This window comes from Microbacterium foliorum, from assembly GCF_003367705.1.
In the GTDB taxonomy this organism is placed as follows: Bacteria; Actinomycetota; Actinomycetes; order Actinomycetales; family Microbacteriaceae; genus Microbacterium; species Microbacterium foliorum.
Map to the genome: position 1 here is coordinate 1,925,661 of NZ_CP031425.1, position 23,449 is coordinate 1,949,109.

Genomic DNA, 23,449 nt, shown 5'->3' on the forward strand with positions numbered 1-23,449 from the left:
GCACGTACTGTGCACAATGGCCGTGAAGCCATCGATCCGCAATCCAGGAGTCGTACATGTTCAAAGATTCGTCCGAGGTGCTGAGCTACATCAAGGAGAACGACGTCAAGTTCCTTGACATCCGATTCACTGATCTTCCTGGTGTCCAGCAGCACTTCAACATCCCCGCTGCGACCGTGGACGAGGACTTCTTCGTCGACGGCCAGCTGTTCGACGGCTCGTCGATCCGCGGCTTCGCGAGCATCCACGAGTCCGACATGCAGCTCATCCCCGACGTGACGACGGCCTACATGGACCCGTTCCGCGAGGCGAGCACGCTCGTGATGATCTTCGACATCTACAACCCGCGCACCGGGGAGATCTACTCGAAGGACCCGCGTCAGGTCGCCAAGAAGGCCGAGAAGTACCTCGCGTCGACCGGCATCGCCGACACCGCGTTCTTCGCTCCCGAGGCAGAGTTCTACATCTTCGACGACGTGCGCTACTCGGTCACCGCCGGCGAGAGCTTCTACAAGGTCGACTCCGAGGAGGCCGCGTGGAACACCGGTCGCGAGGAGGAGGGCGGAAACCTCGCCAACAAGACCCCGTACAAGGGCGGCTACTTCCCCGTCAGCCCGGTCGACAAGACCGCTGACCTGCGCGACGACATCACCCTGAAGCTGATCGAGGCCGGGTTCATCCTCGAGCGCTCGCACCACGAGGTGGGCACCGCCGGCCAGCAGGAGATCAACTACCGCTTCGACACCATGGTGCACTCGGCGGACGACATCCTGAAGTTCAAGTACATCGTCAAGAACACCGCCGAGGAGTGGGGCAAGGTCGCCACCTTCATGCCGAAGCCGCTGTACGGCGACAACGGCTCGGGCATGCACACGCACCAGTCGCTGTGGAACGACGGCAAGCCGCTGTTCTACGACGAGGCCGGCTACGGCCAGCTCAGCGACATCGCGCGCTGGTACATCGGCGGCATCCTGGCACACGCGCCCGCACTGCTGGCCTTCACCAACCCGACGCTGAACAGCTACCACCGCCTGGTCAAGGGCTTCGAGGCTCCGGTCAACCTGGTCTACTCGGCCGGAAACCGCTCGGCCGCGATCCGCATCCCGATCACCGGTTCGAACCCGAAGGCCAAGCGCATCGAGTTCCGTGCACCGGATGCCTCGGGCAACCCGTACCTCGCGTTCGCCGCGCAGCTCATGGCCGGCCTCGACGGCATCAAGAACCGCATCGAGCCGCACGAGCCCGTCGACAAGGACCTCTACGAGCTTCCTCCCGAGGAGGCGAAGAACATCCCTCAGGTTCCGAACTCGCTGCTCGACTCGCTCGACGCGCTGAAGGAGGACCACCAGTTCCTCCTCGAGGGCGGCGTGTTCACCGAGGAGCTCATCGAGACCTGGATCTCGTACAAGTACGAGAACGAGATCCTGCCGATGGCTCAGCGCCCGCACCCGTTCGAGTACGAGCTGTACTTCGGCGTCTGACACCCGGTAGCGCGTTCTCGATTCACAGACATCGAGGAGCGCGCTCCGAGGCCACCGAGCCCCGGCTTCGACGACATCTCCGTAGAGATGCACGTCGAAGCCGGGGCTCTGTGCTGTGCGTGAGCCGACACGGCCGAGCCGTGGTGCGGTGGATCCGTCTCAGCGCGTGCTGACGCCGTGAGACGGTGGGGACTCGGGAAAGTAGTGCCGTTCGCGGGGCTCGCCCTGGATATGCGCTCGGGCATCGGCCTGGATCTCACGATCGCGCCCGGTCAGTCTCTGTGTCTGCTGACGCCGGTATTCACCCCAGGACGGGACCATGAACGACTCGAGCAGCACATCCTGTTCCTCCCCGCTGCGCAGAAGGGTCCACCGATACCCGCCCGTGCGGCGCCGGGAGGCCTCGACCAGCCGCATGGCCTCGCGGAACGGCTCGACGCGGCCGGGATCCACGGTGTAGGTGATCTGCACCAGCACAGGACCGTCGGTCGGCTGCGGGTCGAGAACGAGGGTGGGCGTGGGCCACGACATCGACACCGTGCGGTCCACGGTGCTGGTGCCAGGCAGAAGAGGAAGCCACGCGACACTCACTGCCACGATGACGAGCAGCGCCGCGGCCGCCGCCAGGGATATCGCCGTGCTGAGCGCGCCGGCCAGAGCGCCCCACCCGAAGGATCCCACTGCCATCGCCCCCATGAACACGAGGATGTAGATCGATGCCCCGCGCGATCGCACCCACTGGGGAAGGGTCAGCTGCAGTGCGGCATTGAGCACCGTGAGCGTCCCGATCCAGGCGACGCCGGCGAGGACGAGCAGCGGCAGCATCGGCACGAAGGGCAGGAACGCCGCAGCGAGGGTGCCGACCGCGAACAGCAGCGCGCTCACCCCGATCACCACGTTGTCCGAGAATCGCTTTCTGGCGACGGGCAGGACGAAGATGCCCAGCACGGCACCGGCGCCGACCGCGCCGAGAAGGAACCCGTATCCGCTCGAGGTGAGGCCCAGCCGTGTGGCGGTGACGGGAAGCAGGGCCCACAGCGCGCTGGCGGGAAGAGCGAACAGGGCTGACCTCAGCAGGATGCGACGCACCAGATGGGCGGATGCGACGTAGCGGACGCCCGCTCGGAGCGCGGCGCCGAAAGGTTCGCGGTCGTCGAGGCCGAGCTGCGGTGGACGCCTCCACCACCACAGCGCAACGACTGCGGCGACGAAGCTGAGCGCGTTGATGCCGAACACCACCGGGGCGCCGAACAGAGACAGGACCACTCCGGCCAGAGCGGGCCCGACTGCGCGGGCGCCGTTCACCGTGACTCCTCCGAGCGCCGAGGACGCACCGATGAGCGGACGGGGAACGAGTTCAGGCTGGATCGCCTGCCACGCCGGTGACGTCAGTGTCGAGGTGATCCCGAGCAGAAAGGTGAAGCCGAGAATCGTCCACGGTGTGAGAGCACCGAAGAACGCGATGACCGTGAGTGCGGCGGCGATCAGCGCGCTCGCCGCCGATCCCCAGATCAGCAGCTTTCGGCGGTCGAGCGAATCGGCCAGCACCCCCGCCGGCAGCGAGAACAGCACGGCCGGGGCGAGGCTCGCTGTCTGCACGAGGGCGATGAGAGTCGCTCCGGCGGCCGCATCGACGAGGAACCACTGCGCGCCGACGGTCTGCATCCAGGTGCCGATGTTGCTCCCCAGCTGTGCGAACCACAGCACCCGGAACGCGGGAATGGCCAGGGGCGCCCACGCGGAGACGGGGCGGGATTCGGTCGCATCGGCTGCGGCGGTCATCGGTGCTCGTCCACCCTGTCTGACGGTTCCTCTCGAACGGCGAAGAGATTGCCGAACGGATCCAGAAGCTGACACAGCCGCTCGCCGGTGAAGACCGTCTTCGGTCCTCGATGAGCCCGCGCCCCATGGGCGGTCCAGTCCGCGACGATCGCGTCGACGTCGGGTACGGTCCAGTACGGCACCGTCCCGGACGGCCCCGGCGAGTTCACCTCGTCCGCGGCGTGCAGCGTCAGACGCGAACCACCCAGCTCGAATGCGACCAGCGCTCCCCCTCGAATCGTGGGCCGGCGGTGCAGTCGCGCCGCGTACCACTCGACCGCGGCATCGAGATCGGCGACGAAGTAGAAGACGTTCCCGATCGCGCTGAACGAGTCGGTCTGCGGATGCGCGTGACCGACGGGAACGGGCTCTGTCGACATAGGATCCCCTCGATCTCGCGCCGTCTGATGGGCGCCCTGATCGCACGCTAGAAGGTGCGGAGGAGACGGCTGCTCGACATATGTCGAGGGTTCAGTGCACCCCCGTGCGACCGCGCCGTCGACGCGGAGCATGGACCCTGCCACGGTGATGGATCGCTCACCGGTCGACATCGAGGTGCACACCTGGCATGGTGGTCGGATGAGTGACAGGGACCGCCGCATCGGGATCAGCTACGGCCTGATCGTCTTCGCCGCTCTCTTCGCGCTGACGTGCATCATCCTGATCGTCGCGGGCGTCGTGGGACCGACCGTCTGGTTCACGGTCGTGGCGATGGCGCTGCTCGCTCTCTCCCAGTGGCTCAACATCCGCGCGCGGCGCAGGAGTCGCTGACCCCGCTCTCTGCCCACCGGCGTGTCACGCGGCCGTGTCGCGCTTGCTTTCACCCCGGGCGACTGGTCAACTGAGTGGTCTGTTCGATCATGATGGGGGCCGCCATGCGCCGTAAGCACGACAAATCGGAGCCGAAGAGAGTCTTCACCTCCGAGACTCCCCCGGCGCAGCCGAAGACCGCCGCCGCCGCGATCGCCCGCATCAACCCGTTCATGTACGGACTGCTCGGTGCGTTGGGGGTGCTCGTCGCCCTGATGCTCGGCGGGATCGTCAATCAGCTGGCCACCGTGCTCGTCTACATCGGCGTCGCCATCTTCCTGGCCCTCGGGCTCGACCCCATCGTCGCGTTCATCGAGAGGAAGCTGCCTCGCCCCGCCGCGGTCGCCATCGTCGTCTCGGTGGTGGTGCTCGCGTTCGCCGGGATCATCCTGGCGATCGTGCCCATCGTCGTCGACCAGATCACCAACCTGATCGACAACGGCCCCCAGATGGTCAAGGACATCCAGTCGGCCGCCTGGTTCACCGACCTCAACAGCCGGTTCGGATCTACCTTCGAGGACGCGGCCAACGGCATCCTCTCGTTCCTGCAGGATCCGGGCAACCTCGCCGACATCGGCGGCGGAGTCTTCGCCGTCGGCGCGGGCATCGCTGGCGGATTCACCGGGGTCACCATCGTGCTGATCCTGACGCTGTACTTCATGGCGTCATTGCGCAGCATCAAACGCGTCGCCACGCGCTTCGTCCCCGCCTACCAGCGGGACACCTTTCACGGGCTGCTCGAGGACGTCTCCGGTGCCGTCGGCCGCTACGTGATGGGTCAGGCCAGCCTCGCGCTGATCAACGGCGTGCTGAGCCTGATCATGCTGAGCATCATCGGGGCCCCGGTCCCTGCGCTGCTCGCTCTCGTCGCCTTCATCGGATCGATGATCCCGCTCGTGGGTACGCTGAGCGCCTCGATCATCATCTCTCTCGTCTGCCTCATCGAGAGCCCGGTGACCGCGTTGATCGCGATCGGCTACTACCTGGTCTACATGCAGGTCGAGGCGTACATCCTGTCGCCGCGCATCATGAACAAGGCCGTCGCCGTTCCCGGAGCCCTCGTGGTGATCGCCGCGGTCGCAGGAGGAGCACTCGGCGGCATCCTCGGCGCTCTCGTCGCGATCCCCGTGGCCGCGAGCGTCATCATCATCGTGCAGAAGGTCGTCTTCCCCACGCAGGACCAGAAGGTCGTGCCGCCGGGGACGCTCAGCGAACGGTGAGCGCGCCGGGGTCGACCCGCACGGAGAACGACGAGACCTCGCCGACCTCTTCGCCGTCGATCTCGAACGCCTGAGGCGACGAGAGGGTCACCGCGATCCGCTGCGCCGCGACATGGGTGGTCGAGTCGGTGCTGACGGCCTGGTCGACCGCGCCGAACAGGCGGCGCACGCCGTTCTCCCACACCAGGGAGCGCACGGTGTCGAGCCACTGCAGCGGGCCGTCGGCGCTCACCAGCAGCATGTCGAGCTGGCCGTCGTCGATCAGGGCGTCGGGCAGCAGGCGGATGCCGCCCTGGACCATGCCGCAGTTGCCGATGAGCATGGTGTGACCGCGCAGCCCCTCCGGCTCGGCGTCGTCGAGCGTCAGCTCGATGTCGATCATCTCGGTGCCGGCGACCGCGCGACCCATCGCCTCGACGTAGGCCAACCAGCCGGCGCGACTCTTGAGGTCGTCATCCGTCTCGACGAGCATCTGCGCGTCGATGCCGAACCCGACCATCACGACGAACGCATGCTCGGCACCGCGGTGCTCCACCCATCCCATGTCGATCTTGCGGGATTCGCCCTCGAGCACGCGACGCAGCGCGGCGGGGATGTCATTGAGAGGCACGTCGAGATTCCGTGCGAGCAGGTTTCCGGTGCCGCGGGGCACGATGCCCAGGGCGACGCCGGTGCCCGCGAGGCCCTCGGCGACCGCGCGCACCGTGCCGTCGCCACCGGCGGCGATCACCACGTCGCAGCCTTCGCTCGCGGCCTCTGCCGCCATGCCACGGCCCGGGTCTTCGGGAGTCGTCTCCCACCACTGCACAGGGATGCCTTCGGCGTCGTTCTCGAACACCTCGGCCACCGCTGCCCGCAGCTTGTCGCCGCCGGGCTTCGAAGGGTTCCACACCACACCGAGCTTCGAGATCGTCATGAGATCAGGCTAGCCGTAGAACAGCTGCTCGAACGCCCGTCTGGCACGTCGCGTCACGCCGAGATAGTCGTCGTCGAGCACGCTCGCCGAGCGGTCGGGATAGCCCAGCAGTCGTCCGATCGCATCGAGCTCCCTGGGCCCGGTCGGCAGCACGTCGCTGGTCTTGCCCGTGAAGAGCGTGATGGCAGAGCGCAGGCGGCTCGACAGCAGCCACGCCTCCCGCAGCAGATCGGCCGACTCCGCAGGTACGAGCCCGGCGGTCACGGCGGCGTCCAGCGCTGCGAGCGTCGACGTCGTGCGCAGCTCGGGCACGTCGTGTGCATGCTGCAGCTGCAGCAGCTGCACGAGCCACTCGACATCGCTCAGGGTGCCGGGGCCGAGCTTCAGATGCCGCCGGGGATCCACCCCCTGCGGCAGCCGTTCCCCCTCCACCCTGGCCTTGATGCGCTTGATCTCCCGGGTGCCCTGCAGGTCGATCTGCGCCGGGTAGCGGATGCTGTCCGCGAGGGCCGTGAACTTCTCGATCAGCGTCACGCTGCCCGCCACGCCGCGGGCCCGCAGCAGCGCCTGCGCCTCCCAGGAGAGCGACCACCGGCGGTAGTACTCGGCGTACGCGTCGATCGAGCGCACCACCGGACCGTTGCGTCCCTCCGGGCGCAGATCGGCGTCGAGATCGAGCGGCACCCGGTGATCCGTCAGATGCTCGCGCAGGCCCGAGACGATCCTGGTCGCCAGCGCCTGGGCCCGCTGCGGGTCGATCCCGTTGGCGTCGTACACGTAGAGGATGTCGGCGTCCGAGCCGAATCCGAGTTCCGCGCCGCCGAATCTCCCCATGCCGATGACGGCGAAGTCGAGCGCGTCGTCCTCGGCGGTCACGAACTCCCGGCGCACCGCACGCAGAGCTGCCTGGATCGTGGCATCCGTGATCTCGGTGAGCGAGGTGGCGATCTGCTCGATCGAGAGCACGTCGAGCACCCCGCCCATCGCGGTGCGCAGGAGCTCCCGACGCCGCAGCGCCCGGACCGCCTGCAGGGCATCGCCGATGTCACGATGGCGCGTCTGGATGGCGCGCGCCTCCTCATCGATCGCCGCTCCGCTGCGCGGTCGCAGCAGGTCGCTGCTGTCGAGCCAGGCCACCGATTCGGGGATCCACTCCATCAGCTCGCCCACATACCGCGACGACGACAGGAGTCGCGTGAGGCTCTCGGCCGCGCCGGACGAGTCGCGCAGCATTCGCAGGAACCAGGGAGTGTCGCCCAGTCGCTCGCTGATCCGGCGGAACGCGATCAGGGCGTAGTCGGGGTCGCTGCCGTCGGCGAACCAGCGCACCATCACGGGCATCAGGTGACGTTGGATGGTCGCCTTGCGGCTGAGACCGGTGGTGAGGGCCCCGATGTGTCGGAGCGCGCCCGCAGGATCACGGAAGCCGATCGCCATCAGGCGGTCGTGCGCCTGCGCGGTCGACAGCGTGCGCTGCTCTTCGGGCAGCGAGGCGACCGCACTGAGCAGCGGCCGGTAGAACAGGCGGGTATGGATGTCGCGGACCTCGCGGCGAACGCCCTCCCATCGCGCCCAGATGGCCTCGCCAGACTCGCCCAGCCCGGTGCTGCGCGCGAGGACGCGCAGCCCTGCGGGGGTACGCGGCATCAGGTGGGTGCGGCTCAGTTCCCGCAGCTGGAGGCGGTGCTCCATCAGTCGGAGGATGCAGTAGTCGTCGGCGAACGACGCCGCCTCGGCGCGTCCGATGTAGCCGCCCTCGACCAGTGCATCGAGGGACTCCAGCGTGCCCCTCGTGCGCAGCCGCGTGTCGGTGAGGCCATGCACCAGCTGCAGCAGCTGCACCGTGAACTCGATGTCGCGAAGACCCCCGGCCCCCAGCTTCAGCTGGTAGGGAGCGTCTTCGGGGTCGATGTGCTCCATCACGCGCTCGCGCATGCGCTGCACGCTGTCGACGAAGTTCTCCCTCGCCGCGCTGGAGAAGATCTTCGGCTGCACTCCGGCGACGTACGCCTCGCCGAGCTCGGGATCGCCTGCCAGCGGACGCGCCTTCAGCAGCGCCTGGAACTCCCAGCTCTTCGCCCACCGGTCGTAGTACGCCAGGTGAGAGGCGAGCGACCGCACGAGCGCGCCCTGCTTGCCCTCCGGCCGCAGCGCCGCATCGACCTCCCAGAGCGGCGGTTCGACCTCGATGCCGCTGAGACCGCGCATGGTCTCGCGGGCGAGCCGCGTCGCGATGTCGATCGCCTTGGCCTCCGACACCACCTCTTCGTCGGCGGTGCCGCCGACGAAGATCACGTCGACATCGCTGACGTAGTTCAGTTCCCTGGCGCCTGCTTTGCCCATGCCGATGATCGCGAGCTGCGTGGCGGCCACCTGCTCGTGGGTCAGCGAGTCGGCGAGACGGCGCCGGGCGATCGCCAACGACGCCTCGAGTGCCGCGCCCGCGATGTCGGCGAGGGCGGCGCTGACATCACCCACGATGCGCACCGGGTTGTGCACGGTGAGATCGATCGCCGCGATCGCCGCGAGATTGCGGCGGTAGGCCACGCGCAGGATGACCACCGCGTCGTCATCGCCGGACGCGGCGAAGCCGTCGACCGCGCCGACGGCGTCCAGCATCCGCTCACGCAGCTGCTGAGCCGTCGGAAGCTCGGCGGCCGCCTCGCCGAGCACCGCGATCTCGCCGGGGTGCCGCAGGAAGAAATCGGCGAATCCCTGTGAGGCGCCGAAGACGCGCCAGAGACGTCGCCGTGCCCGCGGGTCGGCGAACAGACCGGCGATGGCCGACGGATCGCGGCGGGCGACGCGCAGCATCCCCTCCACCGCCGAGTCGGGATCGGCCCCGTCGGCCTCGCCGAGCAGCGTCGATCTCTCGAGACCGAGCAGCCCGGCGAGCTCCGCGAGATTGGCCGCGGCCTCACTGAGCTCGGCGAACCCGAGCCGTGCCAGCGCGGACAGGGAGACGGAGTCGTCCGAACGGGCCATGCGCGACGCTCAGAGCAGCTCGAGGTTGTTCTTCAGCTCCAGCGGGGTGACCTGGCCGCGGTAGGCCTCCCACTCCTTGCGCTTGTTGAGGAGCACGTAGTTGAACACGGACTCGCCCAGTGTCTCGGCGACCAGCTCGGAGCTCTCCATGTACTCGAGCGCGTGGTCGAGACTCGCCGGCAGCGCGGCGTATCCCAGAGCGCGACGCTCGGCGTCGCTGAGTGACCACACGTTGTCCTCGGCCTCTGGTGGGAGCTCGTACTCCTCCTCGATGCCCTTGAGGCCCGCCGCGAGCATGAGCGCGTACGCGAGATAGGGGTTCGCCGCGGAGTCGAGGGCGCGGTACTCGACGCGGGACGATCCGCCCTTGTTGGGCTTGTACATCGGCACGCGCACGAGAGCCGAGCGGTTGTTGTGGCCCCACGTGACGAAGCTGGGCGCTTCGTCACCGCCCCACAGACGCTTGTACGAGTTGACGAACTGGTTGGTCACGGCCGCCATCTCGTTGGCGTGACGCAGGAGTCCGGCGATGAAGTGCCGGCCGGTCTTCGACAGCTGGTACTTGGCGCCCTCCTCGTAGAAGGCGTTGCGCTCGCCCTCGAACAGCGACATATGCGTGTGCATGCCGCTTCCGGGGTGTCCGCTCAACGGCTTGGGCATGAACGTGGCGTACACGCCCTGCTCGATCGCGACCTCTTTGATGACCGTACGGAACGTCATCACGTTGTCGGCCATCGTCAGAGCATCCGCGTACCGCAGGTCGATCTCGTTCTGCCCTGGCCCACCCTCGTGGTGGCTGAACTCGACCGAGATGCCGAGGTCTTCGAGCATGCGCACCGACCGCCGGCGGAAGTCGTGTGCGGTGCCGCCGGGCACGTTGTCGAAGTAGCCGGCGGAGTCGACGGGCACGGGACCCTCGGGGCCGAACGACGACGACTTGAGCAGGTAGAACTCGATCTCGGGGTGCGTGTAGAAGGTGAATCCGGCGTCTGCCGCCTTCGCGAGCGTGCGCTTGAGCACGTGTCTCGGGTCGGAGACGGCGGGGCGTCCGTCGGGCGTCGTGATGTCGCAGAACATGCGCGCCGTCGGGTCGATCTCGCCGCGCCACGGCAGCGTCTGGAAGGTGGTCGGGTCGGGCTGGGCGAGCAGGTCGGACTCGTAGCTGCGGGTCAGTCCCTCGATGGCCGAGCCGTCGAACCCGATCCCCTCGGCGAATGCGCCCTCGACCTCGGCCGGAGCGATCGCGACCGACTTCAGCGTTCCGATGACGTCGGTGAACCACAGTCGCACGAACTTGACGCCGCGCTCTTCGATCGTCCGGAGGACGAAATCCCTCTGCTTGTCCATCGTCACTCGGCGCCCGTGCCGGTACCGGAGTCCCAGCCGTTCTCGGCGGCCTCCTCGTCGGCCCAGGCGCGCGAGCGCTCCTGCAGCTTCTCCGGCGCGTGCGCCGCCTCAGCCTCGGTGTCGAAGGGACCGACACGGTCGGCGGACGGCGAGATCATGCCGAACTCGACCTGACGGGTCTCCAGGTTGTACCAGTACTTCTCATCGCCGTTCGACATGGCCGTTCCCCTTCATACGTGTGTCATCGATCCTACTGGCGCTGGCGGCGGTCGCTAAGCTATCGACCATGGCAAAAGCGATCGGCGTCGACATCGGCGGCACGGGAATCAAGGCGGGTCTGGTCGACCTCGAGCACGGCACCATGGCATCGGACCGGGTGAGGGTCCCCACCCCGGCGGGCGCATCTCCGCAGGATGTGCTCCAGGCGGTGCAGACCGTGCTGAAGACCCTCGACGTGAAGGACGCGTCGCTTCCGCTGGGCGTGGCGTTCCCCGCGATCGTCAAGCGCGGCAAGACCCTCTCCGCCGCCAACGTGTCGAAGGAATGGATCGACTTCGACGCCGAGAAGTTCTTCCGCGACGGACTCGGCCGCAACATCGTCTTCGTGAACGATGCGGATGCCGCGGGCGTCGCCGAGGCCCGGCACGGCGCTGCCCGTGACGTGCGCGGCTTCACCCTGCTCACCACGCTCGGCACCGGCATCGGCTCCGCGTTCCTGAACGACGGCGTGCTGCTTCCCAACACCGAGCTCGGGCACCTGAACTTCCGCGAGTACGAGTCGGTCGAGACCTTCGCCGCCACGTCTGCTCGCGAGCGCGAGGGCCTCAGCTGGTCGGAGTGGGCCGAGCGCCTGCAGGCCTTCTACTCGCACATCGAGTTCCTCTTCAGCCCCGACCTGTTCGTGGTCGGCGGCGGCGTCTCGAAGAACGCCGGCGACTTCCTGCCGCTGCTCGATCTCAAGACCCCGATCGTCCCGGCGATCCACCGGAACAATTCCGGCATCATCGGCGCAGCGTCGCTCGCCGGCGACTGATCCGCCACTCGGGGAACGGCCGGGTCGGGCTCCTCACGATCAGATCGCGAGGCCCTGAGAACCTCGGACTTCCCTTTAGTTAGGTAACCTAGTAACGTTCCCAGTAAGCAACCCGATCCCCCATTCGGGTGCGGGAACGATCCTTCCGACATCGCACAGCGCACGGTTCCCCAGACCGTCGTCGGACACATCGTTTACAGAGATCCGGCCCGGACCCCCCAGTGTCCGGGCCGGATCGCATTCCGAGGGAAGGCGTCTCGGACCTTCGGACTGTCGTCTCGCATCTTCGGACGCGCAGAGGACCCGTCACTCCGCTGTCGAATCGGGCCGGATGATGCGAATGGGTCGACCTGTACGCCGGGTTCTGTTCCGGGGTTCTTCGCCCCTTCGACGGCCATCTCTCTCGGCGACACGTTGCCGTGGCACTCTAGCGGTCTACCCGAGGACTCGGCGAGCCGCGTCAACATCCTCTGTCTGACCTTGCTCCGGACGAGGTTTACCTGGCGGGCCATGTCACCATGGCCCCCGGTGGTCTCTTACACCACCCTTTCACCCTTACCCCTTGCGGGGCGGTCTGCTCTCTGTGGCACTTTCTCGCGGATTGCTCCGGGTGGGCGTTACCCACCGTCCTGCCCTGAGGAGCCCGGACGTTCCTCGGTGCGGTTGCCCGCCACGCGGCCGTCCAGTCGACCCATTCGCAGATCCAGTCTACGACCAGGCCGCGCTACTTCTCCGCCGACTCCGCGATGCGCAGGTCGAGCGGCACCTCGATCGGGAACCCGCCGAACATCCGCCGGGTGGCGACGTCGGCGGCCTGGCGCACCGCCTCGGCTGCGGCCTCCGCCTGCTCCGCAGGAACATGGAGGATCACTTCGTCGTGCAGGAAGAACGCGAGGTGCGCGCGGGAGGAGAACATGCCGGATGCCGGCGCATGCCGCGCCGCCTCCGGGAGGTTCTGCAGTCGGTGTCTGATCTCGGCCAGCCAGATGAGAGACCACTCGGCGGCCGTGCCCTGCACGACGAAGTTGCGCGTGAACCTGCCCCAGTCCCTCGCACGGCGACGCGCCAGAGCGACATCGGCCGGGTCGGCATCGGCATCCGTCGCTCGCGCCTGCATGCCCTCCCACTCGGTCGAGGGGCGCGGAGACGACCGTCCGAGCCAGGTCGAGACGACTCCCCCGTCCTCGCCTATCCGCGCCGCCTTGTCGACGTGCGCCATCGCCCGCGGGTACACCTTGCGCAGTCTCGGCACGAGCCGCCCGCTGTCCCCCGTCGTGGCGCCGTACATCGCACCGAGCACGGCGTACTTCGCCTCTTCCCGCGTCGCCACCGCCCCCGAGTCGACGACGCCGGCATAGAGGTCTTTCCCCTGTGCAGCTCGGGCCATCGCCCGATCGCCGGCCATCGCGGCCAGCATCCGCGGCTCGAGCTGCGCGACATCGGCGACGACCAGCGTCCATCCCTCATCCGCCCGCACCGCCGCACGCAGGTTCCTGGGCAGCTGGAGCGCTCCCCCGCCGGCCGATGCCCAGCGGCCCGTGACGACGCCGCCGGTGATGTAAATCGGACGGAACCGCCCCTCGTGCACCCACTCGGCGAGCCATGCCCATCCGTTGGCGCTCAGCAGACGTGAGAGCTTCTTGTAGGCGAGCAACGGCTCGACGACGGCGTGGTCGTGCTGCGCGAGTTCCCACCGCCCGGTGGACTCGACCTGCACTCCCACCCGGTGCAGCGCCCTGAGCAGCTTCGGCTGGCTCTCGAGGTTCAGAGTCTCATCGCCGAGGATCGAGCGGATGCGCTCCCCCTGCGCGACCATGCGACTCGGGAGTCCGCCACCGGCCGGGCGTGCGCCGAGGATCTCGGTGAGGATCTCGTCGTGCGCGGCCTCGTTCCACGGCAGTCCGGCGACACGCATCTCCTCGGCGATCAGTCCGCCCGCCGATTCCGCGGAGGCCAGCAGCGTCAGCCGACCGTCCGCCCCCGCGCGCAGGACGCGACGCTGCTCCCGGTACTGGTCCAGCAGATCCGTCACGGGGTCGTCGACATCGCCGCCGTCGGCGAGGTCGAACAGGGCCGGAGCCTCATCGACGGGGTCTCGGCGCACCCAGGCCGGAGACGGCGCCAGAGGCCGGGCCACCGTGTCCGTGTCGCGGAGGATCGCATGGCACAGCAGCAGGTCGTGCGAACGGCCGATCTGCACGCCGGCCGCCAGGAGGATCGGGTAGATCTCGCGCGCGCTGCGGATGATCCATCGCGGTCGGGCATCGCGCTCTTGCCGTGCGACCCAGTCGGGCAGCTCCGCACCGGTCAAGACGGTGCGGCCTGTCTCGGCGTCGTCGGCGTCGAGTTCCACCGCGGCGTAGCGCGTCGCCCCACCCTCGGAGCCGAGCGCGACCAGGGCGATGCGGCGTTCGATCGACGGCCGGGAACTCACCGTCGACGTGCGCGCGGCGTGATGCTCACAGCCCGGTCTCGTAGGTGCGCACCAGGATGCAGCCGCACTCGGGGCACGACACGACGAGGTCGTCCGGCGCGTTGCGGATGTCGTTGATGTCGGTTCCCGGGAGCAGGATGCGGCATCCCTCGCAGGTGCCGCGGGTGAGCAGCGCCGCCCCCGCGCTGTTCGAAGCCCTGCGCGTGTACTCCGCGAGAAGCGGAGCGGGCACCGCTGCGGTCACGGCGTCGCGGTCACGTGCCAGCTGCGCGGCGAGGTCCGTCGCCGCCTGCACGTCGGCCTTCGCCTGCGCGGTGAGCGCGGTGCCCTCCGCCGTGGTCGTGGCGAGCAGCGCCTGCTGCGCGGCGACAGCCGCATCCGCCTCCTCGACGCGGCCCATGAGGTCGAGCTCGATGTCCTCGAGATCGCTCTGACGACGGGTGAGGCTGGCGATCTCGTGTTCGAGCGCCTGCGCGTCCTTCGGGTTGGTCGATGTGGCGAGACGCTCGACATCACGAGCACGGCGCTGCTCGACGAGCTTCACATCGGACTCCAGACGGGTGAGCTCCGTGCGCACATCGTCGCGGGTGCCGGTCAGCGCGGTCAGCTCACGCAGCTGCTCCTGGCGGATGGCGACGAGCTCGCCGATCCGAGCGCCCTGAGAGGGCTTGGTCCGCGCGCGCTCCGCCTGCGCGATGCGCCGGTCGAGATCGGCGACGTCGAGAAGGATGCGCTGGTGTTCGGGGCTCGCGTTCACGCTCTCAAATCTAGTCGCTGACGGAGCAGCCCATCACCCGATCCGGCCGTCGAGGTACAGCCAGCGGGAGTCGTCGCGGACGAAGCGGCTGCGCTCCCGCAGCGAACCGCGCTCGTCGCCCTCCCGCCAGAACGCCTCGAACTCGACGACGCCCTCACGGTCGAAGGGTCCGCCGCCGACACGTTCGACGATCAGCAGACGACGCCAGACGAGGTCGGGATCGAGATCGACCTCGGCCGGTCTCGTCGACGGATGCCAGCTGGCTCGCAGGTACTCGGTGTCGTGCAGCGCGAACGCCGTGTACCGCGAACGCATCAGCCGCTCCGCCGTGGGTGCCGGGGCGCCGCGGAGCAGAGGCCCGCAGCATCCGCCGAACACGTCGCCCGAGCCGCACGGGCATCGGGCGGCACTATCGGGGATGCGGGCATCGCGCGCCATGCTCTCCGCCGGTGTCATCGCTCCAGCGTACGCTGACGGCATGACGGCACTCGCGCACTTCACCGCACACAACGGCTTCACCCTCCCGGCCCTCGGGCTCGGCACCTACGCGCTCGACGGCGACGCCGGAGCGGATGCCGTCGCCGGCGCGATCGGAGCGGGCTACCGCCTGATCGACTCGGCCTTCAACTACGAGAACGAAGGGTCCGTCGGGCGCGGTGTCCGCGCATCGGGCGTCGAGACATCAGAGCTGATCGTGACCACCAAGCTCCCCGGCAGACACCACCGGCGCGAGAAGGCGCGCACGAGCATCGAGGAGAGCCGCTCGCGACTGGGCGTCGACGCGATCGATCTGCACCTCATCCACTGGCCGAACCCGCACCAGGACGAATACCTGCAGGCCTGGGAGGCGCTGGTCGAGGCGCAGCAGCGAGGCACGGTGCGCCAGATCGGCGTGTCGAACTTCCTGCCGGAGCATCTCGAACGCATCGAGCGCGAGACCGGCGTGCGGCCGGTCGTCAATCAGATCGAGGTGCACCCGTACTTCCCTCAGGACGAGCAGCTGGCGTACCACCGCGAGCACGGGATCCTCACCGAGGCGTGGAGCCCGCTGGGTCGGGCGAAGGAACTGCTGCAGGAGCGGATCATCGGCGAGGTCGCCGCCGCGCACGGCATCTCCCCGGCGCAGACGGTGCTGGCCTGGCATGTGGCGCGCGAGACGGTGGCGATCCCCAAGGCCTCGTCACTCGCGCACCAGCAGTCGAACCTCGAGGCGGGCGCGGTGTCGCTGACCGCCGACGAGGTCGCGGCGATCACCACTCTCGGACGCGCGGACGGTCGCCTGTTCGACGCCGATCCGGCGACCCACGAGGAGTCCTGAGCCGCACGTTCGTAGACTGGCGGGCATGCCCGTCATCGCTGGGATCCGCATCACTCCGATCACGGCACGGGTGTACTTCGCCGTCCAGGCGCTGTGCGGTGCACTGTGGTGGGTGACCGTGGCGCTGTCCGCAGAGGTGCGCGACGCGACGCTCGGCGCACTCCCCGCTCCCGTCATCGCCGCGTTCGACATCCCGCTCTTCGTCGTCGGCTCGGCGCTGGCCGCCACCGGTGTGCGCTGGGCACTGTGGGTGGTCACGCCATGGACGGTGCTGGTCGCCGTCGGGATGGCCGTCTACGCGACGGCGACCACGCTCGCCGGCTGGGGCGCCCTGCTCATGGCGGTCGCCGCCGGCGCCAGCATCGCCGCAGCGATCGTCGTCCTGTGCGGGCGCGCACCGGTCGAGTGGATCGTGACCGGTCCCTTCGCGTTCCGCACCGCCGAACGCGTCGGCACCCGTGGCCTGCTCGCACGCACCGGCCGACAGACTCTGGCGTTCTGGGGCACCTTCCTCATTCTCGTACCCGTCATCGCGGCGGCGGTCGAAGCGCGGTGGGGCCTGCGCATCGACGTTCCCCCGGCCGTGCACATCGCAGGCGGTGCGCTGCTGGTCGTGGCCACGATGCTCGGGGTGTGGTCGGCGGTGTCGATGTCGGTCCACGGCGAGGGAACGCCGCTGCCGTCGCAGATGGCTCGGCGACTGGTGATCACCGGGCCATACCGGTACGTGCGCAATCCCATGGCCGTCGCCGGGATCGCACAGGGGGTCGCCGTCGGGATGCTGCTGGGCTCATGGATGGTCGTGGCGTACTCGCTCGTCGGCTCGCTGCTGTGGAACACCCTCGTGCGACCGCTCGAGGAGGCCGACCTCGAGCAGCGCTTCGGCGCCGAGTTCGTCGCCTATCGCGACCGCGTCACCTGCTGGATCCCTGCCTCGCCCGTCGTCCGACAGGTCTGAACATGCGTCGCGCCTCTCAGAGCGCGGAGTCGACCGCCTGCCGCGCCGTGCGGTGCGTGAACTCGAACCCCGACCCCTCCAGCGCGGTCGGTCGCACGTCGGCATCGGAGAGCAGCAGCGAGTCGGCGGCCTCCCTGCTCAGCGCCAGCCGCAGAGCGAAGGAAGGGGCGGGCACCCAGAACGGCCGGCGCATCTTCTCGGCCAGCGCCCGGCCGATGTCGTTCGCCGAGGCCCGCGTGGGTCCGGTGAAGTTCACGGGGCCTTCGAGGCCCGCGTCGATCACGTGGCGGATGCCGCGGACCTCGTCGTCGAGCGAGATCCAGGGCCAGATCTGACGACCGGGACCGATCGGACCCGCGAGTCCGAACCGAGTGAGCTGGATCAGCGGCTTCAGCACCCCGCGCCGGTGAATGATCGGCGCCGTGCGCAGCAGCGACACCGTCGTGTGCTCCCCCGCCCGACGCGCCTCCTGCTCCCAGCGCACGCAGAGCTGAGCGAGGAAGGTGTCGCCGGGCAGCGAGTCCTCGGTCAGCGTCTCGCCCGGTGCAGAACCGTAGTAGCCGACCGCCGAGGCCGAGACGAACGCCGGTGCCGCGTCTCTGAGCGTGCGCACGGCCGTCGCGATCGTGCGCGTCGTCGTCAGCCGGGATTCGACGAGTTCTCGCCGATAGCCCCGCGTCCAGGGAAGCCGCCCGACGCTGGCGCCGCCCAGTGCGACCACGGCATCCGCTCCGGCGAGCACATCGGGATCGAGTTCACGCTCGCCCGGCGCCCACTGCACCTCGGTGGGCACCCGGGGCGCTCGCCGCACCAGCGTCGTCACGTCGATGCCGTCGGCTCTCAGCGACGACGCGAGTGCCGTGCCGATCAGGCCCGATGCTCCGCTGATCACGATGCGCTGCGCCATGCGAGCTCCCCTGTCCGACTGCCGTCGACGGCCGTCCCCGAGATTCTGTCATGTCGGCTCGGCTTCGGCGATGTCCGCGCCCCCGCGTAGGTTCCGATCGTGCCTGATTCCGTGCCGACGTGGTGGGCGAGACGTCAGTTCTCGCGCGGACTCGACGTGCCCTATGAGAAGGGCACCTATCGCGCCGGGTGGGCCGCCTACCCTGAACTGATCCGTCAGTATCATCCCGAGCTCAACCATGGCATCGCGCTCTCGCAGGTGCCTCTCGCCGCCGATGTGCTGCTGTGCTGGGAGTGCCGGGTCGGTCATCGCTTCGCCGCGACCCCCACCGAGCAGCGCGAGCGGCCGGGGCGGGTGCGACGCCGGTCCGCCTGGTGCCCGGAGTGCTCGTCGCTCGCGCGACCCCAGCCGGTGATCCTCGATGAAGCCCGTGCGATTCCGCGTCGGACGCGCACGCCGTCGCCGCTGTGCGGCAAGACACCCGATCTCCCCGTCGGCGAGGCGTTCGCGAGCGTGTGCGCCCCCGCCCCGGCCTCGGCATCCGAAGCGAGGCTCCGCGCAGCGCTGCATGAGCGTCTCACCTTCGCCGCCGGTGTCAACGCGGTGAAGGTGTCGCGCCCGTTCTTCCGGCACACCGAGGTCTGGCCCGACATCCTCCTGCCCGAACTGCGGGTCGCCGTCGAATACGACACCGTGGGGCGCCACGGTCTCGAGCACGTCGGACGACGGCAGGAGGCCGACGAGCGCAAGGACCGAGCGCTCCGCGCCGCGGGCTGGGAGGTCATCCGCATCCGCACCGGGGCCTTGGAGCCGATCGGGCCGCACGATCTGCAGATGTCGGCCGTCGGCAGCCGCGGCGTCGATCGGATCCTCGACGCGCTCCGAGAGATCCGAGGGGCGCTGCTCGTCGACGCGTACCTCCGCTGACAGAACGTGTCGGGCTGTCGGTGTGCGGCTCCGCCGGGGCGTGCTCAGTCGAGAAGGCCGCCGAGCGCGTCGTCGGCCGATCGGTCGTCGGTCTGCGCGACCGCGGCATCCCACTCGGAGCGGAGGAAGCGGGCCTCACCCGCCGCGACGATCTGCGCGTTGTCATTCGGCCCCACCTCCGGACGCATCGTCAGCCCGTCGACCATGAGGCTGGGGATGCTCCGTCTGATGCACTCGATGCTGCCGCGCACCAGCAGATCGGCGGTCTGCTCCGGTGTCGTCGCCGCGCCGATCACGGCGTCGTCGTGCGCGATGATCACCGCCTGCCAGATCGGTGTGCGGGCCTCCGGGTCGAGCGTGTACTGCATCAGCCCCTGCGGTGCCGCCTCGACCACGACGATGATCTCTCCTACGACGGGCTGTTCGCCCTGTTCGTATCCACCCATGCCCCAGTTCCCCTGACCCGAGCGTCCCCACGCCCGTCATGCGCTCAGGCTACTGCCGAAACTGCTCCGCCGATCGCCTTACGGTCGGCGGATCTCAACCGATATATACATCGGGGAGCAAAGGAGGAGGACTGTGACCAGCACCTACATCGAGGCGGGTGGGCACGTGCGCGTCTACGACGACAGCGTGCGCACGCACCTGGAGTTCCCCCTCGGCACGTACCGGGTGCACTTCACCTCGAAAGAGGGATTCAGCCTCATCAAGATCGAGGATCTGACCGTCGGCACCGAGCGGGTCTACGGCGGCCGCGACAGGAAGGTCGACAAGATCTTCCGCTCCTACGCGCTCAGCGACCGCAGTCTCGGGGTGATGCTCTCGGGTGACAAGGGAATAGGCAAGACGCTCTTCCTGCGCATGGTGGCCGAGGAGGCCAGAGACCTCTGCCTGCCGGTGGTGATCGTCTCGGAGGACAACGACGGCATCGTCGAGTTCCTGGAGAGCCTCGACGAATGCCTCATCATCTTCGACGAGTTCGAGAAGACGTTCCCCGCCGGTCGTCGCGGATCCGGCGACGGCATGAACCGTCAGAATCAGTTCCTGCCGTTGTTCGACGGGCTCTCCTCGGTCAAGCGCCTCTACTGCGTCACGGTGAACGACATCGCCGATGTCAGCACCTACATCGTCAATCGACCCGGCCGGTTCCACTACCACATGAGGTTCGAGTACCCGGGTCCCGACGAGGTGCGCCAGTACCTCATCGACCAGGCGCCGCGGGCCCACCGCGACGAGATCGAGAACGTCGCCCTGTTCTCGCGACGCGCCCGGTTGAACTACGACCACCTGCGGGCGATCGCCTTCGAGCTCGATCAGCCGGACACTCTCTTCGCCGAGGTCGTGGAGGACCTCAACATCAAGGCGGTGGAACCGAGCACCTACCGCATCGAGGCCCGGTTCCCCGACGGCACGGTGTGGGCGGAGGAGGTCGAGATGAACCTCTTCGAACGCGGAGATGTCGGGCGCACGTTCGAACTCCGGAATGCGAACCGCTCGATCTTCGCCACCTTCGTACCGCGGGACCTCATCTTCGAGGCGGACGGCGGCATCTTCGTGCCGATCCACAAGCTCGACCTGATCGACGATGAGGACGAGCAGCCCGAGGTCTACCCGACGACGGTCGCGCTGATGCTCGTGGGGCAGCCGACCTACGGATTCGGATTCTGATCGTCACCCGCTCCGGAGACCGGACGCGAGCGACGCTCAGACGCTGACGGCGTGCGAGACGACGGCACGGGTGAATCGTCGGGCTCCCGCGGCGACCCGGTCGACGTACGCGTCGCAGGTCGATGACGACGGGCGGGACGCGGCCACGACATCGGTCTGCGGCGCAGCGACAGGCGGCACATCGGCGTCGTGGCGCTCGAGCGCGTCCCTGAGCATCCGCACCGCGGCCGCCCGCTGCTGGGAGACGGCGGCATGGGAGACGCCCAGCTCCTGCGCGATCTCCGTGACGGTTCGATCCTCGAAGTAGACCGCCCGCACGATCCATCGTTTGCGCTCGGGCAGCGCCTCGACCGCGCGCCGCAGGAACTCATCCCGCTCCGCGGCGATCACGAGCTCCTCCGGCAGGTAGCCGGTCCAGACGACCTCGGGCGCGTTCGGCGCATCGAGGCTGGTGAGCATCAGCTCGGCGTCGGCGAGCCCCTCCCTGACGGCATCAGCGGTCACGCCCATCGCCGCGGCGATCTCGGGCACCGACGGCATCCGCCCCAGCACGGCTGCGAGAGTCTGGCGCACCTCGGTCGTCTCCCTGGCGCGCGCCCGCACCGCACGCGGCGCCCAGTCCATGGCCCTCAGCTCGTCTTTCAGCGCCCATTCGACCCGATTGCGAGCGAAGGCTCCGAAGGGGACCCCGAGGCCGGCGTCGAACTTCTCGGCGGCCCGCACCAGAGCGAAGGCGCCGGCCGAGGCGAGATCTTCCCGCGAGACCTGCGAGAGGCGGGCGGCGATGTGCGCGGTCGCCGCTCCGACGATGTGCAGGTGATCGATCACGAGCTGGTTACGCGCACGCATCGTCATGGGGTTCCGTCTCTTCCACCGTCAGTGCGAGCCCTCCCCGACGGCTCTCAGCGCGACCACTCCCCAGAGGTCAGGACTTCATTCTGACTACATGCTACGACCGCGCGGGCACGAAAATTCCCCGAAGGCCGAAACCTCCGGGGATTCTCGTTTACGTTCAGATAACGATGGCTAGTCGTTCACCTTGACACGTCGGTTGACCTCGCGCGTCGCCGAGAACTTCAGAACCGTGTAGTCATTGACCTCGGCATCGCCCTCGCCCTTCGCAAACTGCACGCGGTGACCCTTGTGAGTCTGCGGATAGAACTTGCCGAAGTTGGTGAGCGTCACGGTGTTCCCCCGCCCCACCAGGTCGAGAAGCTCGTCGATCATCGCGTTGTAGGCAGTCTGCGCGGCCGGCACCGAGATGCCCCCGCGTCGCGCGAACCGCTGCACGAACTCCCGCTTGCTGACCCTGCTCGTCTCGAGCGTCCTTGATGTGCTCATCTCTTCATCCGTCCCATCGAATGTCGCTCGTCACCGAACGAAGTGCGCTGTACCCCTACCAGCCATCCACGGAACGCTCAGGCCCCACTCTTCTGCGCCGTCCCCTGGATCTGCCAGTACCCCAGCCTGTGCACTCAGAGCGTAGACGATGTTTCTTGGTATATGCGGTGAATCCGCGAATATTCGTGGGAAGGAGACGGACGGCGTCAGGGGACGAGCAGTGCGCGCACCGGATAGGCGGGGTCGTCGAGGATGATCTGAGTGGCCAGACCGGTGTCGAGGTGGATGAGGATGGGCGCCTTCCAGTTGACACGGATGCCCTCGGCCGAAGGATTCGCGACCACGAAGAGAGCGACCTCGGCGTCGTCGGCGGCTCCGATCGCCACCCGGGCGTCCGCGGGAATGCGCGGGGCGTAGCCGAATGCGCCGGTGCGCGGATCGAGCAGGAACAGTCGCACGTCGGCGTCGGCGGCCCTGAGCGCGTAGAGTCCGCTGCTCTCGCCGATCTGCGCGAGGGTGAACGCCGTATGCGGGGCGAGGCCGGGCATCGGCGAGACGAACTGCACCGCGCTGGTCGTCGCGACGGCAGCGCCGATGTCGTCAGCGGCAGGGGCGGGTGTGGCAGCAGCGCTCATCGCAGGAACTCCAGCAGGTTGGTCTGCAGCGACCGGGCGGTCACCTGCAGGGCGGATTGGAAGACGAGCTCGGCCGACTGCAACCGCACCAGGACCTCGAGACTGTCGACGTTCTCGACCTCCGCGCGTCGAGCCTCGAGGTCGATCGACGTCGACAGGTTCTGCGACGCGGCACGCTCGAGCTGCACCTGCCGCGCACCCGTGGCCCCTCGGGCGGCGACGAGACCGCTGAGTCGTGCGTCGATGTCCGCCAGGCGGGCTCCGACCTCCGCCCCGCCGCGCAGCTCCGCGGCGATGTCGCCGAGCATCGCGAACACGCTGTCCGCGGCTTCGCCGAAGGCCTGCGCGCCGTCTGCGTCGACACGCACCGTCTCGTTGTCGCTGATACGTCTGCGCACGCCGTCTCCCGGACTGCCGTTGAAGGTGAACGTGCCAGGGTCGAAGGCCGCACCCGCGTCGCTCGTGCCCGCGAAGACGCTGCGTCCGAGCACGGTGGTGTTCGCCTTGGCGAGCAGCTCGGCGCTGATCGATTCGAGCTCCTGCGCGATCGACTCCCTGGCGGCAGGACTGAGCGCGCCGGAGTTCGCCCCCTGGGCGGTGAGATCCCTGGCGCGGTTGAGCAGATCGACGCTCGCGCCGAGGGCCGTGTCCACCGTGGTGACCCACGCCATCCCGTCGCTCAGATTGCGGGAGTACTGCGCCACCCGCGATTGATCGCCGTGCACGCCGAGCGTCGTGGCGGCGGCGGCCGGGTCCTCGCTGGGAGTCCGGAAGGCGCGCTGCGAGGCGGCCTGATTCTGCAGCCGATCGCGGTCGGCGAGGTTGGTCTGCAGCGTGCGCAGCGATTGCTGCGTCATGGTGCTGCTCGTGATGCGACCGATCATGTCACTC

General features: G+C 68.5%; 23 protein-coding genes and 1 other RNA gene. 8 read left to right on the forward strand and 16 right to left on the reverse strand.

What is annotated here, in order from left to right; translation table 11 throughout:
- The first annotated feature begins 56 nt into the window (after nt 1-56).
- A complete protein-coding gene (gene glnA / locus DXT68_RS08955; protein ID WP_045253012.1) occupies nt 57-1,481 on the forward strand; it encodes a type I glutamate--ammonia ligase in 1,425 nt (474 codons plus the stop codon).
- Between the two features lie 159 nt (nt 1,482-1,640).
- On the opposite strand, the gene DXT68_RS08960 is transcribed toward glnA (DXT68_RS08955), so the two are convergent.
- Together DXT68_RS08960 and DXT68_RS08965 are read right to left on the reverse strand one after the other, a co-directional pair.
- The gene (locus DXT68_RS08960) at nt 1,641-3,263 is read right to left on the reverse strand and encodes an MFS transporter (RefSeq protein WP_045253013.1); all 1,623 of its coding nucleotides are present in this window, start codon (nt 3,261-3,263) and stop codon (nt 1,641-1,643) included.
- On the reverse strand, nt 3,260-3,682 hold the full coding sequence (locus DXT68_RS08965) for a VOC family protein (RefSeq protein WP_052677613.1): 423 nt from the start codon (nt 3,680-3,682) through the stop codon (nt 3,260-3,262). Before DXT68_RS08965 ends, DXT68_RS08960 begins: the two co-directional genes overlap by 4 nt.
- Nucleotides 3,683-3,881: 199 nt before the next feature.
- On the opposite strand from DXT68_RS08965, the gene DXT68_RS08970 reads away from it, so the two are divergent.
- Both DXT68_RS08970 and DXT68_RS08975 read left to right on the forward strand, forming a co-directional pair.
- Nucleotides 3,882-4,073, forward strand: a complete 192-nt coding sequence (locus tag DXT68_RS08970) for a hypothetical protein (protein ID WP_167541581.1) — start codon at nt 3,882-3,884, stop codon at nt 4,071-4,073.
- Nucleotides 4,074-4,177: 104 nt separating this feature from the next.
- Nucleotides 4,178-5,332, forward strand: coding sequence for an AI-2E family transporter (locus tag DXT68_RS08975; RefSeq protein ID WP_082068814.1), 1,155 nt, complete (start codon nt 4,178-4,180; stop codon nt 5,330-5,332).
- Here the strand turns inward: DXT68_RS08975 and DXT68_RS08980 are convergent.
- From DXT68_RS08980 to DXT68_RS08995, 4 genes are read right to left on the reverse strand one after another with little or no spacing between them, the layout of a single operon-like run.
- Complete coding sequence (locus DXT68_RS08980) at nt 5,319-6,248, reverse strand: diacylglycerol/lipid kinase family protein (protein ID WP_045253015.1); 930 nt, start codon at nt 6,246-6,248, stop codon at nt 5,319-5,321. The genes DXT68_RS08975 and DXT68_RS08980 overlap by 14 nt on opposite strands.
- A gap of 9 nt (nt 6,249-6,257) precedes the next feature.
- Nucleotides 6,258-9,233 carry a bifunctional [glutamine synthetase] adenylyltransferase/[glutamine synthetase]-adenylyl-L-tyrosine phosphorylase gene (locus DXT68_RS08985; RefSeq protein WP_045253016.1) on the reverse strand — a complete coding sequence of 992 codons (2,976 nt, stop codon included), beginning with the start codon at nt 9,231-9,233 and terminating at the stop codon, nt 6,258-6,260.
- 9 nt (nt 9,234-9,242) lie between these two features.
- Nucleotides 9,243-10,580 (reverse strand): type I glutamate--ammonia ligase, encoded by a 1,338-nt coding sequence (glnA, locus tag DXT68_RS08990; RefSeq protein WP_045253017.1) that lies wholly within the window; start codon nt 10,578-10,580, stop codon nt 9,243-9,245.
- A gap of 2 nt (nt 10,581-10,582) precedes the next feature.
- Entirely contained in the window at nt 10,583-10,798 is a 216-nt protein-coding gene (locus tag DXT68_RS08995; RefSeq protein WP_045253018.1) for a hypothetical protein, read from the reverse strand.
- A 68-nt stretch (nt 10,799-10,866) separates the two neighbouring features.
- Between DXT68_RS08995 and ppgK the strand changes: the two genes are divergently transcribed.
- The gene (gene ppgK, locus DXT68_RS09000; RefSeq protein WP_045253019.1) at nt 10,867-11,613 is read left to right on the forward strand and encodes a polyphosphate--glucose phosphotransferase; all 747 of its coding nucleotides are present in this window, start codon (nt 10,867-10,869) and stop codon (nt 11,611-11,613) included.
- Between the two features lie 337 nt (nt 11,614-11,950).
- Here the strand turns inward: ppgK and rnpB are convergent.
- The 4 genes from rnpB to DXT68_RS09020 all read right to left on the reverse strand — a co-directional run bounded on the left by rnpB (nt 11,951) and on the right by DXT68_RS09020 (nt 15,260).
- Nucleotides 11,951-12,307: RNase P RNA component class A (rnpB, locus tag DXT68_RS09005), an RNA gene on the reverse strand.
- A gap of 30 nt (nt 12,308-12,337) precedes the next feature.
- Nucleotides 12,338-14,047 carry a bifunctional 3'-5' exonuclease/DNA polymerase gene (locus tag DXT68_RS09010; RefSeq protein WP_115760482.1) on the reverse strand — a complete coding sequence of 570 codons (1,710 nt, stop codon included), beginning with the start codon at nt 14,045-14,047 and terminating at the stop codon, nt 12,338-12,340.
- Nucleotides 14,048-14,072: 25 nt separating this feature from the next.
- On the reverse strand, nt 14,073-14,804 hold the full coding sequence (locus tag DXT68_RS09015; RefSeq protein ID WP_045253020.1) for a zinc ribbon domain-containing protein: 732 nt from the start codon (nt 14,802-14,804) through the stop codon (nt 14,073-14,075).
- Between the two features lie 33 nt (nt 14,805-14,837).
- Nucleotides 14,838-15,260, reverse strand: coding sequence for a YchJ family protein (locus tag DXT68_RS09020; RefSeq protein ID WP_082068815.1), 423 nt, complete (start codon nt 15,258-15,260; stop codon nt 14,838-14,840).
- Between the two features lie 22 nt (nt 15,261-15,282).
- Between DXT68_RS09020 and DXT68_RS09025 the strand changes: the two genes are divergently transcribed.
- Both DXT68_RS09025 and DXT68_RS09030 read left to right on the forward strand, forming a co-directional pair.
- On the forward strand, nt 15,283-16,122 hold the full coding sequence (locus tag DXT68_RS09025; RefSeq protein ID WP_045253058.1) for an aldo/keto reductase: 840 nt from the start codon (nt 15,283-15,285) through the stop codon (nt 16,120-16,122).
- 25 nt (nt 16,123-16,147) lie between these two features.
- Entirely contained in the window at nt 16,148-17,080 is a 933-nt protein-coding gene (locus DXT68_RS09030; protein ID WP_045253022.1) for a methyltransferase family protein, read from the forward strand.
- A gap of 16 nt (nt 17,081-17,096) precedes the next feature.
- Here the strand turns inward: DXT68_RS09030 and DXT68_RS09035 are convergent, their stop codons facing one another.
- Nucleotides 17,097-17,987 (reverse strand): TIGR01777 family oxidoreductase, encoded by an 891-nt coding sequence (locus tag DXT68_RS09035; RefSeq protein WP_045253023.1) that lies wholly within the window; start codon nt 17,985-17,987, stop codon nt 17,097-17,099.
- Between the two features lie 99 nt (nt 17,988-18,086).
- On the opposite strand from DXT68_RS09035, the gene DXT68_RS09040 reads away from it, so the two are divergent.
- A complete protein-coding gene (locus tag DXT68_RS09040; protein ID WP_045253024.1) occupies nt 18,087-18,914 on the forward strand; it encodes a zinc-ribbon domain-containing protein in 828 nt (275 codons plus the stop codon).
- Between the two features lie 44 nt (nt 18,915-18,958).
- Here DXT68_RS09040 and DXT68_RS09045 read toward each other — a convergent pair whose 3' ends face one another.
- The gene (locus DXT68_RS09045; protein WP_045253025.1) at nt 18,959-19,360 is read right to left on the reverse strand and encodes a hypothetical protein; all 402 of its coding nucleotides are present in this window, start codon (nt 19,358-19,360) and stop codon (nt 18,959-18,961) included.
- 133 nt (nt 19,361-19,493) lie between these two features.
- On the opposite strand from DXT68_RS09045, the gene DXT68_RS09050 reads away from it, so the two are divergent.
- On the forward strand, nt 19,494-20,582 hold the full coding sequence (locus DXT68_RS09050; RefSeq protein ID WP_052677614.1) for an AAA family ATPase: 1,089 nt from the start codon (nt 19,494-19,496) through the stop codon (nt 20,580-20,582).
- Nucleotides 20,583-20,618: 36 nt separating this feature from the next.
- On the opposite strand, the gene DXT68_RS09055 is transcribed toward DXT68_RS09050, so the two are convergent.
- From DXT68_RS09055 to flgL, 4 genes are all read right to left on the reverse strand, one after another.
- The gene (locus DXT68_RS09055; protein WP_045253026.1) at nt 20,619-21,437 is read right to left on the reverse strand and encodes a sigma-70 family RNA polymerase sigma factor; all 819 of its coding nucleotides are present in this window, start codon (nt 21,435-21,437) and stop codon (nt 20,619-20,621) included.
- A gap of 171 nt (nt 21,438-21,608) precedes the next feature.
- Nucleotides 21,609-21,923, reverse strand: coding sequence for an HU family DNA-binding protein (locus DXT68_RS09060; protein ID WP_045253027.1), 315 nt, complete (start codon nt 21,921-21,923; stop codon nt 21,609-21,611).
- A 206-nt stretch (nt 21,924-22,129) separates the two neighbouring features.
- Complete coding sequence (locus tag DXT68_RS09065; protein ID WP_052677615.1) at nt 22,130-22,558, reverse strand: flagellar assembly protein FliW; 429 nt, start codon at nt 22,556-22,558, stop codon at nt 22,130-22,132.
- The gene (gene flgL / locus DXT68_RS09070) at nt 22,555-23,442 is read right to left on the reverse strand and encodes a flagellar hook-associated protein FlgL (protein WP_045253028.1); all 888 of its coding nucleotides are present in this window, start codon (nt 23,440-23,442) and stop codon (nt 22,555-22,557) included. The genes DXT68_RS09065 and flgL overlap by 4 nt, the downstream gene beginning before the upstream one ends.
- Nucleotides 23,443-23,449: the final 7 nt, after the last annotated feature.

Excerpts from the sequence above, each read along its gene's own strand:
- glnA (WP_045253012.1), top strand. The coding sequence starts at position 57 with ATGTTCAAAGATTCGTCCGAGGTGCTGAGCTACATCAAGGAGAACGAC.
- DXT68_RS08960 (WP_045253013.1), bottom strand. The coding sequence starts at position 3,263 with ATGACCGCCGCAGCCGATGCGACCGAATCCCGCCCCGTCTCCGCGTGG.
- DXT68_RS08965 (WP_052677613.1), bottom strand. The coding sequence starts at position 3,682 with ATGTCGACAGAGCCCGTTCCCGTCGGTCACGCGCATCCGCAGACCGAC.
- DXT68_RS08970 (WP_167541581.1), top strand. The coding sequence starts at position 3,882 with ATGAGTGACAGGGACCGCCGCATCGGGATCAGCTACGGCCTGATCGTC.
- DXT68_RS08975 (WP_082068814.1), top strand. The coding sequence starts at position 4,178 with ATGCGCCGTAAGCACGACAAATCGGAGCCGAAGAGAGTCTTCACCTCC.
- DXT68_RS08980 (WP_045253015.1), bottom strand. The coding sequence starts at position 6,248 with ATGACGATCTCGAAGCTCGGTGTGGTGTGGAACCCTTCGAAGCCCGGC.
- DXT68_RS08985 (WP_045253016.1), bottom strand. The coding sequence starts at position 9,233 with ATGGCCCGTTCGGACGACTCCGTCTCCCTGTCCGCGCTGGCACGGCTC.
- glnA (WP_045253017.1), bottom strand. The coding sequence starts at position 10,580 with ATGGACAAGCAGAGGGATTTCGTCCTCCGGACGATCGAAGAGCGCGGC.
- DXT68_RS08995 (WP_045253018.1), bottom strand. The coding sequence starts at position 10,798 with ATGTCGAACGGCGATGAGAAGTACTGGTACAACCTGGAGACCCGTCAG.
- ppgK (WP_045253019.1), top strand. The coding sequence starts at position 10,867 with ATGGCAAAAGCGATCGGCGTCGACATCGGCGGCACGGGAATCAAGGCG.
- DXT68_RS09020 (WP_082068815.1), bottom strand. The coding sequence starts at position 15,260 with ATGACACCGGCGGAGAGCATGGCGCGCGATGCCCGCATCCCCGATAGT.
- DXT68_RS09025 (WP_045253058.1), top strand. The coding sequence starts at position 15,283 with ATGACGGCACTCGCGCACTTCACCGCACACAACGGCTTCACCCTCCCG.
- DXT68_RS09030 (WP_045253022.1), top strand. The coding sequence starts at position 16,148 with ATGCCCGTCATCGCTGGGATCCGCATCACTCCGATCACGGCACGGGTG.
- DXT68_RS09035 (WP_045253023.1), bottom strand. The coding sequence starts at position 17,987 with ATGGCGCAGCGCATCGTGATCAGCGGAGCATCGGGCCTGATCGGCACG.
- DXT68_RS09045 (WP_045253025.1), bottom strand. The coding sequence starts at position 19,360 with ATGGGTGGATACGAACAGGGCGAACAGCCCGTCGTAGGAGAGATCATC.
- DXT68_RS09055 (WP_045253026.1), bottom strand. The coding sequence starts at position 21,437 with ATGACGATGCGTGCGCGTAACCAGCTCGTGATCGATCACCTGCACATC.
- DXT68_RS09060 (WP_045253027.1), bottom strand. The coding sequence starts at position 21,923 with ATGAGCACATCAAGGACGCTCGAGACGAGCAGGGTCAGCAAGCGGGAG.
- DXT68_RS09065 (WP_052677615.1), bottom strand. The coding sequence starts at position 22,558 with ATGAGCGCTGCTGCCACACCCGCCCCTGCCGCTGACGACATCGGCGCT.
- flgL (WP_045253028.1), bottom strand. The coding sequence starts at position 23,442 with ATGATCGGTCGCATCACGAGCAGCACCATGACGCAGCAATCGCTGCGC.